At 62.2% G+C, this 13,984-nt stretch carries 14 protein-coding genes and 1 pseudogene; 4 read left to right on the plus strand and 11 right to left on the minus strand.

Features of this window, described 5'->3' with window-relative positions; all coding sequences use genetic code 11:
* Nucleotides 1-46 precede the first annotated feature (46 nt).
* Nucleotides 47-1,156: an IS5 family transposase gene (locus THIVI_RS21545; RefSeq protein ID WP_041447215.1), complete on the plus strand. Its 1,110-nt coding sequence runs from the start codon at nucleotides 47-49 to the stop codon at nucleotides 1,154-1,156.
* Between the two features lie 26 nt (nucleotides 1,157-1,182).
* On the opposite strand, the pseudogene THIVI_RS26385 reads toward THIVI_RS21545, so the two are convergent.
* Nucleotides 1,183-1,474 (minus strand): annotated as a pseudogene (locus THIVI_RS26385) (transposase); the annotation flags it as partial.
* Between the two features lie 156 nt (nucleotides 1,475-1,630).
* On the opposite strand from THIVI_RS26385, the gene THIVI_RS25940 reads away from it, so the two are divergent.
* From THIVI_RS25940 to THIVI_RS24990, 3 genes are read left to right on the plus strand one after another with little or no spacing between them, the layout of a single operon-like run.
* Complete coding sequence (locus THIVI_RS25940; protein WP_245537329.1) at nucleotides 1,631-3,334, plus strand: type I restriction-modification system subunit M; 1,704 nt, start codon at nucleotides 1,631-1,633, stop codon at nucleotides 3,332-3,334.
* Nucleotides 3,335-3,337: 3 nt separating this feature from the next.
* Complete coding sequence (locus tag THIVI_RS25945) at nucleotides 3,338-3,763, plus strand: N-6 DNA methylase (RefSeq protein WP_041447144.1); 426 nt, start codon at nucleotides 3,338-3,340, stop codon at nucleotides 3,761-3,763.
* Nucleotides 3,764-3,819: 56 nt separating this feature from the next.
* Complete coding sequence (locus THIVI_RS24990; RefSeq protein ID WP_014780632.1) at nucleotides 3,820-5,184, plus strand: restriction endonuclease subunit S domain-containing protein; 1,365 nt, start codon at nucleotides 3,820-3,822, stop codon at nucleotides 5,182-5,184.
* A gap of 357 nt (nucleotides 5,185-5,541) precedes the next feature.
* Here THIVI_RS24990 and THIVI_RS21570 read toward each other — a convergent pair whose 3' ends face one another.
* The 10 genes from THIVI_RS21570 to THIVI_RS21615 all read right to left on the minus strand — a co-directional run bounded on the left by THIVI_RS21570 (nucleotide 5,542) and on the right by THIVI_RS21615 (nucleotide 13,923).
* The gene (locus tag THIVI_RS21570) at nucleotides 5,542-6,966 is read right to left on the minus strand and encodes an ATP-binding protein (protein ID WP_014780634.1); all 1,425 of its coding nucleotides are present in this window, start codon (nucleotides 6,964-6,966) and stop codon (nucleotides 5,542-5,544) included.
* Nucleotides 6,963-7,631, minus strand: coding sequence for a response regulator (locus THIVI_RS21575; RefSeq protein WP_014780635.1), 669 nt, complete (start codon nucleotides 7,629-7,631; stop codon nucleotides 6,963-6,965). The genes THIVI_RS21570 and THIVI_RS21575 overlap by 4 nt, the downstream gene beginning before the upstream one ends.
* 25 nt (nucleotides 7,632-7,656) lie before the next feature.
* Nucleotides 7,657-8,586, minus strand: coding sequence for a cation diffusion facilitator family transporter (locus tag THIVI_RS21580; RefSeq protein WP_014780636.1), 930 nt, complete (start codon nucleotides 8,584-8,586; stop codon nucleotides 7,657-7,659).
* A gap of 32 nt (nucleotides 8,587-8,618) precedes the next feature.
* Nucleotides 8,619-9,281 carry an EF-hand domain-containing protein gene (locus THIVI_RS21585; RefSeq protein WP_245537330.1) on the minus strand — a complete coding sequence of 221 codons (663 nt, stop codon included), beginning with the start codon at nucleotides 9,279-9,281 and terminating at the stop codon, nucleotides 8,619-8,621.
* 254 nt (nucleotides 9,282-9,535) lie between these two features.
* Nucleotides 9,536-10,360 carry a class III cytochrome C family protein gene (locus THIVI_RS21590; RefSeq protein ID WP_014780638.1) on the minus strand — a complete coding sequence of 275 codons (825 nt, stop codon included), beginning with the start codon at nucleotides 10,358-10,360 and terminating at the stop codon, nucleotides 9,536-9,538.
* A complete protein-coding gene (locus THIVI_RS21595) occupies nucleotides 10,360-10,938 on the minus strand; it encodes a hypothetical protein (protein ID WP_014780639.1) in 579 nt (192 codons plus the stop codon). The genes THIVI_RS21590 and THIVI_RS21595 overlap by 1 nt, the downstream gene beginning before the upstream one ends.
* Nucleotides 10,939-10,946: 8 nt before the next feature.
* Complete coding sequence (locus tag THIVI_RS21600) at nucleotides 10,947-12,245, minus strand: 2Fe-2S iron-sulfur cluster-binding protein (protein WP_014780640.1); 1,299 nt, start codon at nucleotides 12,243-12,245, stop codon at nucleotides 10,947-10,949.
* Between the two features lie 68 nt (nucleotides 12,246-12,313).
* Nucleotides 12,314-12,922 carry a diheme cytochrome c gene (locus THIVI_RS21605; protein ID WP_014780641.1) on the minus strand — a complete coding sequence of 203 codons (609 nt, stop codon included), beginning with the start codon at nucleotides 12,920-12,922 and terminating at the stop codon, nucleotides 12,314-12,316.
* 17 nt (nucleotides 12,923-12,939) lie between these two features.
* Complete coding sequence (locus THIVI_RS21610; RefSeq protein ID WP_014780642.1) at nucleotides 12,940-13,296, minus strand: DUF1924 domain-containing protein; 357 nt, start codon at nucleotides 13,294-13,296, stop codon at nucleotides 12,940-12,942.
* 6 nt (nucleotides 13,297-13,302) lie between these two features.
* A complete protein-coding gene (locus THIVI_RS21615; protein ID WP_014780643.1) occupies nucleotides 13,303-13,923 on the minus strand; it encodes a cytochrome b/b6 domain-containing protein in 621 nt (206 codons plus the stop codon).
* Nucleotides 13,924-13,984 lie beyond the last annotated feature (61 nt).

A 13,984-nucleotide genomic window follows, 5' to 3' on the forward strand; every position in this document is an offset into this window, starting at 1 on the left:
GAGCTGCTATTTGTATACCAGTCTACAACTGAGCTGGTGTGCGCTGATGTCGAAAGCTGGTCGTCCCCCCAAGATTCACGAGGCGGAGCAAGCGGTATTGCGTCAAATTGTCACGGATCGCCCGACCTCCACGCTGTCAGAGATTGCCCGGGAACTCGCGGCACGGACGGGAATCGAGGCTCATGAAGCCACGATTCGCAAGTCCTTGCGGGAGGCGGGCGTCACGCGCCTCCGGGGCGAGAGTGGTCTCGAGGCGCAAGCGCGCGCAACGCCGCGTCGGTATGGGTATACGGATGCGCATCGTCGCCACGACCCCGACCAAAGCTACCCAAGTTGTCTGACCGATGCGGAGTGGGACTTGGTCGCCGCTCTCTTTGAGATGCCGGGCGGGCGGGGTCAACCGCCCCGCGTGTCGCGCCGGAGCATCCTGGAGGCGTGTTGCTACGTGGTGCGCACGGGGTGCGCGTGGCGGATGCTGCCGCACGATTTCGCGCCTTGGCAGAATGTCTACAAGACGTTTCGCCGTTGGAGTGCGGCTGGGAAGTTTGAGCAGATGCATGATCGACTGCGGGGGCAATGGCGCGAACGCGAGGGGCGTGAGATCGCGCCGACGGCGGCGGTGCTGGATGCGCAATCGACCCGCGGCTCGCCGCAGGGTGGACCGAGCGGCTTTGATGCGGGCAAGCAGGTCAAGGGGCGCAAGCGCAGCCTGGTGGTCGATACCTTGGGGTTCGTGTTGGCGGTGAGCGTGGTCGCGGCCAATCTTCAGGACCGCGATGCCGCCTCGGGCGCCGTCGCTGACGCGGCCGCCAAGTACCCCCAGATCAACACGCTGTTTGTCGATAGCGCCTACGCCGGTCAATTTGCCCAAACCACCGAGCAGACCCACGCGATCCGCGTGGAAGTCGTGCGCCATCCAGCCAACAAAAGCGTTGGCTCCTGGCACGTGGACGGGGCGCCTGACCGAGTGGTGATCGCCAACGCCGACGGCTTCGTTCCGCTGCCGAAGCGCTGGGTTGTCGAGCGCACCCATGCGTGGAATGAGCGTGCCCGTCGATTGATCATGCATCATGACCGTCTGCCAGCGGTCTCCGAAACCTGGGTTTGGCTGGCGGAGGCGCGCATCCTGCTGCGGCGGTTGACCACAACGGTTTGATTTTGTCTACACCCTCTAAGGGAACCTTAAGAAGCTTCGCTGCTCGACATCCGGCGCGCGGAGTCCTTGCCGAGGCGTCGTGACAGGTGGAGCCAGACAAGGGTTCGTTCCGCTGTACCCGCCATCGGCTCAGATCTTGCGCAGTATCTTGCAAGGGCCGGGCAGGTGACACAGGAACTGACGTGCGCCATCACGATCTTGCACGCCGGCGGCGGTGACGAGCGCGACGCGCAGCAAACCCAGGGTATTGACCAAACGATGACGCTTGCGCCCGTTGACCTTCTTGCCCGCATCATCGCCACGCTCACCGGGGTTTGCCAACGCCGCCCAATTCCCTGAAGCTACGTGCCTTCTTGACCACACGAAGTTTGCACATGCCCGCGCGGCGCTGGACCGGCACGAACGCTGCCGTGATGGTGCCTCACAACGGTGAAACGCAGGCTCTAGAACCAAGGCACGCGCGGAAACCACAGAATGACACCCTTCCTCACGGAACTATTGAAAGACAGCGCCTACAAGCTCAGCCAATTCAAGCCCGAGCAAATCGCCGCGCTCGAAGCCTCCATCACCCTCAAGGATTCTGGAAATAAACCGACCCCCTACGTCACCTGCCTGGTGCGGGGCAAGCCGATCAAGCTCACCCCCGAGGAAGCCGTTCGGCAGCTTTACCTGATGGTCTTGCGCGACGATCTCGGCTACCCGATCAGTCGCATGGCCGTCGAGTATGAAGTCACCTTCGGGCGCGAAAAAAAGCGGGCCGACATCTGTCTCTTCGACAAGGACAAGATCGCCACGCCCTATATCCTTTTCGAACTCAAGAAGCCCAAACTCAAGGACGGCAAGGAGCAACTCAAGAGCTACTGCAACGCCACGGGCGCGCCGATGGGCGTCTGGACCAATGGCGATCAGATTTCCTACTACCACCGCAAGGATCCTAATTACTTCGAGGATATCCCCGCGATTCCATCGGTCCATGAAAAGCTGTCGGATATCCTGTCCGAACGCTGGACCATCGACGACTTGATCAAGCTCGACAAGCTCGTCAATGAACGAAAGTCGCTCAAGGATCTGATCCTCGAAATGGAGGATGAGGTGCTGGCCAATGCCGGCGTGGACGTGTTCGAGGAATTGTTCAAGCTCATCTTCACCAAACTCTACGATGAGTGGGAAGGCGGGCGCGACCGCAAACGCCATCTCGTCTTCAAGAACTACGGCGATACCGAAACCGAGCTAAAGGCCAAGATTCAGGATTTGTTCGACAAGGCCAGAACGAAATGGGAAGGCGTTTTTTCCGAAGGCGCGCGGCTCGATCTGACGCCGAGCCACCTGGCGGTCTGCGTCGCCTCGCTGGAAAAGGTCAAGCTCTTCAACTCCAACCTGGAAGTGGTCGACGAGGCATTCGAATACCTCATCAACAAATCCAGCAAGGGCGAGAAGGGCCAGTATTTCACCCCGCGCTATGTCATCGACCTGTGCGTGAAGATGCTCAATCCGCAGGCGGACGAAACGCTGATCGACACGGCGGCGGGGAGTTGCGGCTTTCCGGTGCATGCCATCTTCCATGTCTGGGAAGCCATCATGCGCGAGGCTGGGTTGACCAAGAGCCACCTGTTCACGACGGACAAGAAGCCCGCGCGCTGCGAGGACTATGTGCGCGACAAGGTCTTCGCCATCGACTTCGACGAGAAGGCGGTGCGCGTGGGCCGCACCTTGAACCTGATCGCTGGCGACGGTCAGACCAACGTCCTGCATCTCAACACCCTGGACTATGAACGTTGGGACGAAAAAACCGGCGACGAAACCTGGCTGGATGTCTACGGCGAGGGCTGGAAGCGTCTGCGTAAGCTGCGGCTCGACAAGACCAGCAACCGCGATTTCGGTTTCGACATCCTGATGGCCAATCCGCCCTTCGCGGGCGACATCAAGGAAACGCGCATCCTGGCCAAGTACGACCTGGCCCGCTCGGTCAGCCTGACCAAGATCGCCAAGGTCGACCCCCAGGATCGAAACATCGTCGATGCCACGCCAACCTTCCCCGAGGCGCTGCACGCCAGCCATGAGGTGATCTACAAGGTCGCCGACGGCACCTATCGCAAGGTCAAGGTCAAACATCAGAATACGGTCGGGCGCGACATCCTCTTCATCGAGCGCAACCTGAGCTTCCTTAAACCGGGCTGACGCATGGCCGTGGTGCTGCCGCAAGGCCGCTTCAACAATGCCTCGGACAAGGATCTGCGCGAGTACCTCGCCGAGCATGGCCGTATCCTGGCCGTGGTCGGCTTGCACGGCAACGTCTTCAAGCCCCACACCGGCACCAAGACCAGCGTGCTCTTCATCCAGAGGTGGAACGACGACCCGGCGGCGGGGCCGCTGTGCCCGAGGACGGACGATTACCCAATCTTCTTCGCCACCATGCGCGAGCCGAGCAAGGACAATTCGGGCGACAAGATCTATCGTCAGGCGCCCGACGGCGGCCCGCTGCTAGATGCCCACGGGCATCTGATCGTCCGGCACGATCTCTTCAACCATGACGGATTGACCGAGGACGGGATCGCCGATGCCTTCATCGAATTCGGGAGGAAGGAGGGCTTGAGTTTTTTTCGCTGAGCCCCTTTGACCCGGCGCGGTATGCGCGGTTGTTGGAGGGGCTGGAGGCGACTGAGATGCAACGAAGTGAACTGAATAATGAGCTTCGCATCGATGCCCAATATTTCCAAAAACGCTACCTATTTGAGGATGCCTGTCGTAGGCACTTCAAATCCGCGCCTCTCGGCTCTTTGGCATTCATAACGGATGGGCCGCACGGCTATCATGAGGTCGACCCTGCATCAAATATTGCAATGTTGACTGCAAAATGTGCGAAAAACTGGTTTGCAGCGCGCGATGAAGCCGACACGATTTCGCTGAATACACATTCATCAAATCAACGGTCTTCCTTGGAAACCGGCGATCTAATTCTGTCCACAAGAGGAACTGTAGGTGCTTGCGCATTTGTTACAGCGCGTACTCTACCGGCAAATATAGACCAGGATGTTGCCAGAATCGCGATAAATCAGAGCGCCGGTTTTTGCGCAAAGTACGTGCTTGCATACCTGAATTCGAGTTTTGGCCAAGACTGGATCTTGCGGAATTCGACAGGCATGGTTCAACAAGGGTTGTCACTCGCGAAAGTTCGTGATTTACCGATACCTCTCTTGCGTAATGAATTGCGAGAAAATGTAGCGCAAGTGATTGATATGGCCTATATGGTGCTGGAGGACAGCCGGCAATCGCTCGCTGATGCCGACTCTTCGCTCCTCGTCGCTTTAGGCCTGAGCACATGGAAACCACCCGAAGCGCTGACCTATGTTCGCAGCAGTCGCGATGCCTTTGAGGCGGGGCGGATGGATGCTGAGTATTTCGCACCGCGCGTCGCAAACCTGCTTGCACTTTTGGGTCGCGATGGCCTGGCCTTGAACGATGTTGCACCCGCGCGCCATGAACGCTTCACTCCAACGGGGACGGACCGCTGCCACTACATTGAAATCGGCGGACTTGAAACCGATGGAACGGCGCAAGCAGAAGCGATGTTTCAGCAGGAGGCACCCACACGGGCAACGCAGCACGTCCGCTCAGACGATGTCATTACCTCGACAGTTCGCCCCATACGACGGCTTTCCGCCGTGATTGCCCCCGAACAGGATGGTTACGTTTGCTCATCGGGGTTTGTCGTCTTACGGCCTCATCTGATCAGATCCGAGGTGCTGTTGACCTATCTGCGCCTGCCTCTTGTATGCGAGTTGATGGATTTGCATACCAGCGCCACCATGTACCCGGCGATTTCCGAGTCAGACTTGCTCGCTCTGCCGATCCCGAATATTCAAGCATCAACCCAGGAAACGATCACAAAGGCGGTCCAGTCCGCTCGCCAAGCCAAGCAACGCGCCACCCAACTTCTTGAAGCCGCCAAACGCGCCGTTGAGATCGCCATCGAAACAGACGAGGACACCGCTCTAGCCTATTTGAACCAAGCCAGCGAGCGCCCATGATCCTCGGGCGTGCCTTTGTCATAGGCATAGGCGCGCGCCAGACATGATCTCTGAAATCGACAGTAGCCGTCTCGCCAAACGAGTAGACGTTTCCGAATTGGAACAGGCGCGGGAGGATGGCGCGACGACGGGCGACGCCGGAACGCCGGAACGCCGGAACGATGGTTTTAGGTGATTTCCGGAAAAGTTCATACCCACGTTCGCGATGACATTGCATCCGTTCGTGGTGAGTCCTGAGCGCAGCCGAAGGGTCGAACCATGAACGGATGCAATGTCTGCTTCGGAGCACGATTTCCGTTCGTCCTTCGACCAGCTCAGGACGAACGGAAATCGGTAAAGTCTTTCCCGGAAATCACCTTACCGTCCGTTGATCTGGCGGGAACGCTCCCGGCCGCGACGAGTAACAGCGTCCGCGGCAGGCCCTTCGACTCCGCTCAGGACAGGCTTGCGAAAAAAATCGACCTCAACCAGCAGGCCCCGCCCATCCTCCGCGTCGAGCAATTCGATCCCGAGACCGTGCAGCTCGCAGATCCGCCGCACGATGGCCAGACCGAGCCCGGCACCGGGCTCGGCCTGACCGGGCGGGCGATAGAAACGATCGAAGACCCGCGTCCGGTCTTCGGCGGGGATGCCCCGGCCAGAGTCTTCCACCCGGAGCAGAACCTGTTCCCGGCGCGTGCTGACCGTCACTGCGACGCGCCCGCCTGCCGGGGTGTACTTGATCGCGTTGTCCAGCAGATTGCCGACCAGAATGCTCAAGGCCCCAGGCGAGACGCCGACCAGACCGGGCTCTCCTTCCGGGGTCTTGCAGCCAAGTTCGATGGACCTGGCAAGCGCCGCGCCCTGTTTGTCCGCCACGACCTGTTTCGCCGTCTGGACCAAGGAACAGGCGCCTTGCCCGGCGTCGAGTCCGCCGTGCTGCAGGCGGGACAGGGTGAGTAACTGCGTAATCAGATGGGTCGCCCGATCGACCCCGCGAATGAGCTTATCGAGTGCATCCGCGCGCTCCTCGGGGTCGCGGCTGCGCTGGGCGATCTGGGCGTGAGTGCGGATGATGGCGAAGGGGGTGCGCAGTTCGTGCGAGGCATCGGCGGCAAAATGCCGTTCCGTGTCCAACGCCTGTTCGAGCCGGGCCATCAGGCCGTTGAGCGCATGGATCAGCGGTCGGATCTCGCCCGGCACGCGGCGCGCATCGATGGGGGCCAGTTGCTCGGCCGAACGATGTCCGATGGCGCGCGCGAGCCGGCTCAGGGGAAGCAGGCCGTCCGTGACCGCCAGCCAGATCAGGAACACGGTGAGCGGCAGCGACCAGAGGATGGGTTGCAGCGCATGGAGCGTCAGATACTCGATGAGTTCCCGCCGGATTCCGTCATTCTGCGCCACATAGATCACCTCGCCGGAACGTCCCGTCGGGAACCCGAAGACGCGCCATTGGGTCGGCCCGATGGTCTGATCCGAGAATCCAGACTGCCGTGCCAGGGGTTCCAGCGGCGCCGCGCCGAAGCTGCCGATCAGGACGTCTTCCCGCCAGAGCTGGAAACTGATCATGGATTCATACGGATGGCCGATGGGCGACAGGGTTTGGGGCGCGCCGGCGATGCTGGGCAGATCGCCGGCGAGCGTGATCTGGCGCAGGAAATGCGCGGTCTGGGCCAACTGCGCATCCATCAATTCACCGACCTCATGCCCCGAACGGTTCCAGGCGATCATGGCCACCGCGATCCAGATGACGGTCCAGACAAGGCTGAGCGACAACAGCAGGCGGCGGCGGATCGATCTCATGGCGAGGGTTCCGAGACGAATTGATAGCCGACGCCGCGCACCGTGAGGATCCGGTGTTTGCCGAGCTTCTGACGTAGGTTATGGATATGCACCTCCATGGCGTTGCTCTCGATCTCGTCGCGCCAGCCGTAGGTCGCCGCCGCCAGCCGCGCGCGCGGCACCACCTGGTCGGCGTTGGCGACCAGCTTTTCGAGCAGGGCATACTCCTTGGGCGAGAGCGACAGCGGTTGTTCGCCGAGCGTCACGGTGCGCCGATTGGTATCCAGCGCCAGCGCGCCGGCCTGCAACAGCGGTGTCGCATGCCCCTCCCGGCGGCGCGCGAGCGCGCGGATCCGCGCGCTCAGTTCATCGAGATCGAAGGGTTTGACCAGATAGTCGTCGGCGCCGGCGTCCAGTCCGGCCACTTTATCCGCGATCGCATCGCGGGCCGTGAGGATCAGAATCGGCAGATCGATCCCCTGGCGGCGCAGATCGCGCAACAGGGTGAGTCCATCGCGCCCCGGCAGCCCGAGATCGAGCACCATGACATCGAAGTGCTCGACCCGTAGCGCATGCTCGGCCGGATCGGCGCTGTGCACCCAGTCCGCCAGATAGCCATCCTGAGCGAGCCCGGTCTGCAAGCCCGCGCCAAGGAGTCGGTCGTCTTCGACGATCAGGATGCGCATGAGAGGGCGACGATCTTGAAGATGCTCAGGGCTCCGAGTCTTCACGACCCAGACTCGCCGGATCCTGATGGATGATGATGTCGGAATCCGGATAGACGGTGCGGATCCGGGCCTCCACGTCATCGGCAATGCGATGCGCGTGCAGCAGGGGCAACTGGTCGTCGAGTTCGAGATGCAGTTGGATGATCAGCGACTGGCCGGATTGGCGGGTACGCAGACCATGCAGGCCGCGCACCATGGGCACACGCAAGGCCAGCGTGCGGATGTGCTCGCGCTGCTCTTCCGGGAGTTCGTGATCCATCAGCATCTGGATCGCCTCGCGACCGATATGCGCGGCGCTGTAAAGGATGTAAGCACCGATCGCGAGACCGAACAGCGGATCGAAGCCGGACCAGCCGAGGCTCGCCAGACCAAGCGCCAGCAGGGTTGCCGAATTGGTGGCCAGGTCCGTGGCATAGTGCAGCGCATCCGCGCGGATGGCGGGCGAGCCGGTGCGTCGGATGACATGATGCTGGAACGCGAGCAGCGCCAGGGTGAGGAGGATGGCGAAGCCGATGACCGCCACGCCGATCCCGATCTCGACGACCGGCTGCGGATGGAACAGGCGGTCGATCGCCTCCAGGGCGAGGAACCCCGCCGAGCCGGCGATGAAGGTCGCCTGAACCAGGGCCGCGAGCGCCTGCGCCTTGCCATGACCGAAGCGGTGTTCGGCATCCGGCGGCAGCAGCGACCAATGCACCGCCAGCAGATTCACCAGCGAGGCGGCGGCATCCATCGTCGAATCCACCAGCGAGGCGAGGACGCTGACCGAGCCGGTCAGCAGCCAGGCCACGAGCTTGGCCAGGATCAGCAGACCGGCCGTGGCCACCGAGGCATAGGTGGCGAGCCGCAGGAGTCTGCCGGTTTCGGCGGAGGTTCCGACCGAAACCGGCTTCGGGTCTGCCTCGGAATTCAAGACGCGTATCTCACGGCTGAATTCTCCCTCCCTCAGCGCTGCGGCGGCAGCGGCGGCTGCATCATCTGTTGACGATGCTGGGCCTGCGCCAGGTCAAATTCCCGTTGGTCGACCAGACCGTCGCCGTTGAGATCGATGACCTTGAAGTCAGGCGCGTTGGCCAGATTGCGCATCGGATACCCCTGCTGCGACCGCTCCTTGATCCGGTTGGCCCGCGCCTCGTAAAACTCCTTCTCGGTGAGGGTTCCGTTCTGGTTCAAATCGAATTCAGCGAAGGTCGGCATGTTTCTTCCCATGCCACGGCCCATCCCCATGCCGGGTCCCATTCCAGCGCCCGGCCCCATCCCCCTGCCGGCGCCCGGCCCCATCCCCATGCCGGGCCGACCTTGCATGAGCGCTTGTTGCGCGGCGGCGAATTCGTCGGATACTAACCGACCGTCGCCATTCAGATCGAAGTCCGCGAAGGTCGGCGCGTTGGCCGCCCCGCGCATCGGCGCGCCGGTGGCGGCCCGCGCCGCCATCCGCTCGGCATGGACTGTATTGAATTCCTGTTCGGTGACCATCCCGTTGCCATCCCGGTCGAAGGCGGCAAACGGCATGGGGCCGCGCGGGGGCGCGTTCGTGGGTTGAGCAAGCGCGGGCAGGGCGCCGCAGGCAGCGGCAATCGCGACGCTCAGGGCGAGAGTTCGGGTCATGTGGTTCATCGTTGCTCTCCGTTGATCGGTTGAAAGGCGGTCGGCGCCACGTTCGGTGCGCCGGAAACTTGGCTAGCGGGGGCGTTTAACACGCCCCCCTGCCGCTACCTTGATTGTCATTCGAAAAAGGTCAAGAAACATGGAGAAATCGTGAATTCAGCGAAACCGCTGACGACAGCGATGCGTGTTGCTTCAGATAAGGCCGATCCAGCGCGAAAACCACTCGGGTCATGCGGACATGGTTGATACGCGGCTCAATCGTCATCCTCACGCCCTTTATGTTCGTCATGTCGATCATGTTCGCCACGGCTGCGCTCCCATAGATCCTGGCGGGTTTGGCTCCTCAAGGTACCGATGTCTGCATTCCGTCTCTCGTGCCCGTCGCCTTCGCCCTCCACGTCATCGCCGCTACGGTGGCACTCGACGCAGTTCTCATAATCATAGATTCCCTCCTTGACATGCTCCTCGCGGATGTTCGAGCGCGAGTGCTCGTGACAGCCATAGCAGGTATAGCGACTGTAGTCCTGTTCCACATGACAGGTGGCGCAGGCGGTCCGGTGATCCTCATCGAAGCGGAAAAACTGCTCATGGTCGAGGGTGGCCGGCGTCCAGGCCTGCGGCGAATGGCACTCACTGCAATTGGCGACCAGTTCCCGGTGCAGGCTATCCCCAGGATTGCGGTGACAGCCGTTGCACTCGCCGCGCAGATCGACTTGCAACAGCTCATGCGAGAACTGGCCGATGGGCCGGAAGGATTGCACGCCCTTGTGATCGCTATGACAGGCGACACAGTCCTGCTCGATCAGATCCTGATGGAAGGGCGTCAGTTTCCGCTCGTGGGCGATTGACAGTCCCTGGGTGGTGACCAGGCCGATCTCGGCGGGCTTGTGACATTGTACGCACTTCGCCGGCCGACTCCCGATGAACGGGGTATGACAGGCGAAGCAATCGGTCTCCAGCGCCTGGTGCGCCTCGATCAGCGCGCCAGGTTCGACCATCAAGCGTGGGTAGAGGATGGCGAGCAGCACCAGCAGAACCAGATTTGCCCCGACGACCAGGAAGATGAGTTTCGTCTTCATTATTTCCACTGCCAGAACAGAAAGATGCCGAGGATGTGCGCCAGTCCGAGCACCCCGAAGGCGAGCGTGATCGGGAAATGCACGCTCCGCCATTGCTTCATCAGATCCACCGTCACCGCGTCCCAGAAGACCTCCTGATCGACCGTCCGAGCGCTCGCGCCATCGGCTTCATAGGCCGTGCGTTTCGTGCTCAAGTCACGCCGCGAGCGGTCCAGCAGGTACTGCCCCGTCATTCCGCTCGCCAGCGTGACCAGCATCGCGATCAGTGCCAGCCATGGCAGCAGGGTGTAGACATGGATGCCTGAGTGCACCAGGATCATCAGCGCCCCGAGCCAGGTCAGGGTCTCATGCAGGCGCAACAGCCGCTTCGGCTCGCCGAACCGGATCAACTTGCGTTTGCGCATCGAATAGAAGAACGACAGCAGGATCAGGATGGTGCCGGGGATGCCCAGATAGCGCCCAACCCAGACCAGATCCAGAAGATGCAGCAGGGCATCGGCGATGGCGGTCGCGATCAGCAGCGACCCGAACAGTGCCAGGAAGGGAATGACTTCCTTGCGAACGATCGAACGTTTCATGGTGGTTCCTACAGAGCCAGCGTCAGGTCGGTGGCCGGTGTCGTGATACAGAGCAGGCAATGGCCGGGTTTCACGTCCGCGTCCGGTGTCTGCTGATAGCTGACTTCGCCGGATTCGATGGCGGTCTGACAACTCCCGCAACTGCCGGCGCGGCAACCCGAGTCGACCCGGATGCCCTGGTCTTCGGCCAGTTCGAGCAGCGATTCAGCGGCGGGATCCCATTGGACAGTCTTGCCCGATTGGCTGAAACGCACCGCCACCGGAGCGCTGACCGCCGTGGGCGCTGGCGCCCGACGCTTGGTCAAGGAGGCAGGACCGAAGGATTCGTAATGGATGTCCTCGGGCGCGACGCCTGATGCCTCCAGCGCGGGCACCAACATCTCCATCATGGGCGGGGGGCCACAGACGTAGAACTCATAACGCCCGAAATGGAGTGTTCGCTGGAGTAGCTGGATATCGAGCCAGCCCTGGTGCTGGTAGTCGACGCCGGGGATATCTTCCTCGGAAGGCTCCGCGTAGCAGACCTGGAGACGAAACTCCGGATGCGAATCGCACAGGCTTTCCAGGTGTTCCTTCATGATGTGCTCGCCCCGGTTGCGCACCCCATAGAAGAGCCAGACCTCGCGCGGATCGGCCCAATGGGCCAGCGTGTTCAGAATACTGAGCAGCGGCGTGATGCCGATGCCGCCGGCGATCAGCACGATCGGCAGTTCCCCGTCCTCGTTCAGGTGAAAATGCCCCGAGGGTGCCCGGACCGAGAGGCGCGAGCCTTCCTGGATGCGGTCGTGGAAGTGGTTTGAGGCGATCCCTGGTGGGGCATCGGGCTTGCCGGGCGGGGCCGGAACCCGTTTGATCGATACCCGGTACATGTCGGCGCGCGGGCGATCCGACAGCGAGTAGCAACGCACGACCTGTTTCGTCGCATGGCCCGCGGGATCCGGCACGTCCAACTTGAAGGTCAGGTATTGGCCCGGTCGGTAGAGCGGGAGCGGCGCGCCGTCGGCGGGGACCAGATAGAAGGAACAGACGCTGGCATTACCGTCTTCGATCACCCGGCGCTGGACCACGAAATCCCGCTCGCCCGACCAGGCCGGCCCTGGCGCTCCGGTCAAGGCCGGTGTGGACGAGGTGTCGAGGGGCTGGTCGGCGGCCGTGCGGCCCATTGGATCCAATGCGCCAAACTCGGCCCCTTGCCGTTCCAGCGCGCGGTATCTGGCGCGTTGGCGAGACAGCCCCCAGGCCACGAAACCGACGATCTGGCCCAGAATCAAGGTGCCGATCAGGAGTGTAAACGTCGTGGTGCTCATGGTGTCGGTCCTGTTCGATGAGTGCGTCGGATGGGCAAGGCGCGGCGTGCCCGTCGTCCAAGGTCGCATCAATCCTCCCAGCGGCCGTGGCCGGGGATGCTGACCTGATGCTCGTTGTAGACGCCGTCCGCCGCCCCTCGATGGCAGGTGTTGCACTGGCTGAAACTGCCGACCTCGGGATTGCCGGTGACCAGTTGCGCCGGGATTTCGTCATGCTGACGCACGAAATAGCGGGTTTCGGTGATGCGCGGCAGGACAGCGCCCTGGCGGGAGCCATTGGCGCCCGACGCGACGGCAAAGGCGCGAGCGCGTGTCTGTTCGGCCTGATCCGCGGCATTGGCGATCAGATAGGCGCCGATCTCCTGGCGGAGATCGTCCGTCAGCGAGGCGTCATCGCCGTAATGGTTGCCGAGTGCCGCCGGATCCATCACCCGCGTCCAGGCATCCGCCGGGAGCAGGCCCGGCTGATAGGCCAGGTGGCAGGCGCCGCATTCCTGGCCGTAGGTCGCATTGGTCACCGGGGCTACGTCGGCGCCGGATGTCACCCAACCGCCGCGTTCGCCACGCTTGCCATGCCGATCATCGTCATCGTCGTCATCGCTGAAAGCGACGCCGACGGCACCCAGGCCGAGCAGGCCGGCGGCCAGGATCACAAGGATTCGCTTGGGATGGTTCATAGGTCAGGTCTCCGGGATCATTGAGTTTTGATATAGGCGATGAAATCGGCCTTTTCGGTCGCCGTGCATTCGCGCCCGAGCGTCCATTTGCAGTTGCGCAGCAGCCATTTCTCGATCTTTGCGGGATCCGTGAGCCGCTTCGGATTCACCGAAGGGGCCAGCGGCTCGATGACCTTGCCGGTGTTGGCCTGACGGCCTGGCTGGGTCAGATCGCGTCCGTGACAGGTCGCGCAACTGCGCGCCGCCGAGCCATCCGACGCCGGATATTCCCTGGTCCAACCCGCCTTGCCGGCCGCCGCATCGGCGGCGAGCAGGGTGGTTGGGAGTGTCAGCGCCCCTGTGGTGATCAGAACCAGTGCGATGCTTGATTTCATTACGTCTTATCTCCGCTTGAATCCGCTGATCATGGAGCCGATCAGGTTTTCGCCATGCGACAGGCTGGAGAAGGCCACGCCAACAACATGCAGGACGATCAGGACGAGCGTGAAGTTGGCCAGGACTTCGTGGACCTCTTCCAGCGCTTCGCCCGAGGCGGCCGGCAGTTCGCTCATCAGCCCGGCCAGCGGTCCCGAGAACTCCTGCGCGCCATAGAGCGCTATGCCAGTCACTCCGGTGGCCGCGACCGACAGCAGCAGGGCGATCACCATCGCCCCGCCGGCTGGGTTGTGGCCGAGATAACGGGGTGCGCGAAACCGCAGGGCATCCTTGAGATAGGTCAGAATCTGCCCCGGTCCGCGCACGAAATCGCTAAACCGTGCATGCCGGGTGCCGATGACACCCCAGACCAGACGCACGGCGATGAGCGTCAGCACCAGATAGCCAGCCCAGACATGGACGTCGAGCAGGTCGTCCTCGACGATAAAGGCGGTCGCGAAACCGGCCGCGAGCGACCAGTGGAAGATCCGTACCAACGGATCCCAGACGCGGACTGGCGTCTGGGCTTCGGGTGTGGCGGTCCCGAGCGAATCGGTCCCGGTCGGGATGGCGGTGTGCGTTGTCATCGGTTTGCTCCCCTGATTGACTGTGTTGGTCAGTCGGTCGCGATTGGTCGCGACCTTGGGA

The sequence above is a fragment of the Thiocystis violascens DSM 198 genome (assembly GCF_000227745.2).
GTDB lineage: Bacteria > Pseudomonadota > Gammaproteobacteria > Chromatiales > Chromatiaceae > Chromatium > Chromatium violascens.

Bases quoted from the DNA above. Each gene is read 5' to 3' on its own strand.
- THIVI_RS21545 (WP_041447215.1), top strand. From the start codon at position 47: ATGTCGAAAGCTGGTCGTCCCCCCAAGATTCACGAGGCGGAGCAAGCG.
- THIVI_RS25940 (WP_245537329.1), top strand. From the start codon at position 1,631: ATGACACCCTTCCTCACGGAACTATTGAAAGACAGCGCCTACAAGCTC.
- THIVI_RS25945 (WP_041447144.1), top strand. From the start codon at position 3,338: ATGGCCGTGGTGCTGCCGCAAGGCCGCTTCAACAATGCCTCGGACAAG.
- THIVI_RS24990 (WP_014780632.1), top strand. From the start codon at position 3,820: ATGCAACGAAGTGAACTGAATAATGAGCTTCGCATCGATGCCCAATAT.
- THIVI_RS21570 (WP_014780634.1), bottom strand. From the start codon at position 6,966: ATGAGATCGATCCGCCGCCGCCTGCTGTTGTCGCTCAGCCTTGTCTGG.
- THIVI_RS21575 (WP_014780635.1), bottom strand. From the start codon at position 7,631: ATGCGCATCCTGATCGTCGAAGACGACCGACTCCTTGGCGCGGGCTTG.
- THIVI_RS21585 (WP_245537330.1), bottom strand. From the start codon at position 9,281: ATGACCCGAACTCTCGCCCTGAGCGTCGCGATTGCCGCTGCCTGCGGC.
- THIVI_RS21590 (WP_014780638.1), bottom strand. From the start codon at position 10,360: ATGAAGACGAAACTCATCTTCCTGGTCGTCGGGGCAAATCTGGTTCTG.
- THIVI_RS21595 (WP_014780639.1), bottom strand. From the start codon at position 10,938: ATGAAACGTTCGATCGTTCGCAAGGAAGTCATTCCCTTCCTGGCACTG.
- THIVI_RS21600 (WP_014780640.1), bottom strand. From the start codon at position 12,245: ATGAGCACCACGACGTTTACACTCCTGATCGGCACCTTGATTCTGGGC.
- THIVI_RS21605 (WP_014780641.1), bottom strand. From the start codon at position 12,922: ATGAACCATCCCAAGCGAATCCTTGTGATCCTGGCCGCCGGCCTGCTC.
- THIVI_RS21610 (WP_014780642.1), bottom strand. From the start codon at position 13,296: ATGAAATCAAGCATCGCACTGGTTCTGATCACCACAGGGGCGCTGACA.
- THIVI_RS21615 (WP_014780643.1), bottom strand. From the start codon at position 13,923: ATGACAACGCACACCGCCATCCCGACCGGGACCGATTCGCTCGGGACC.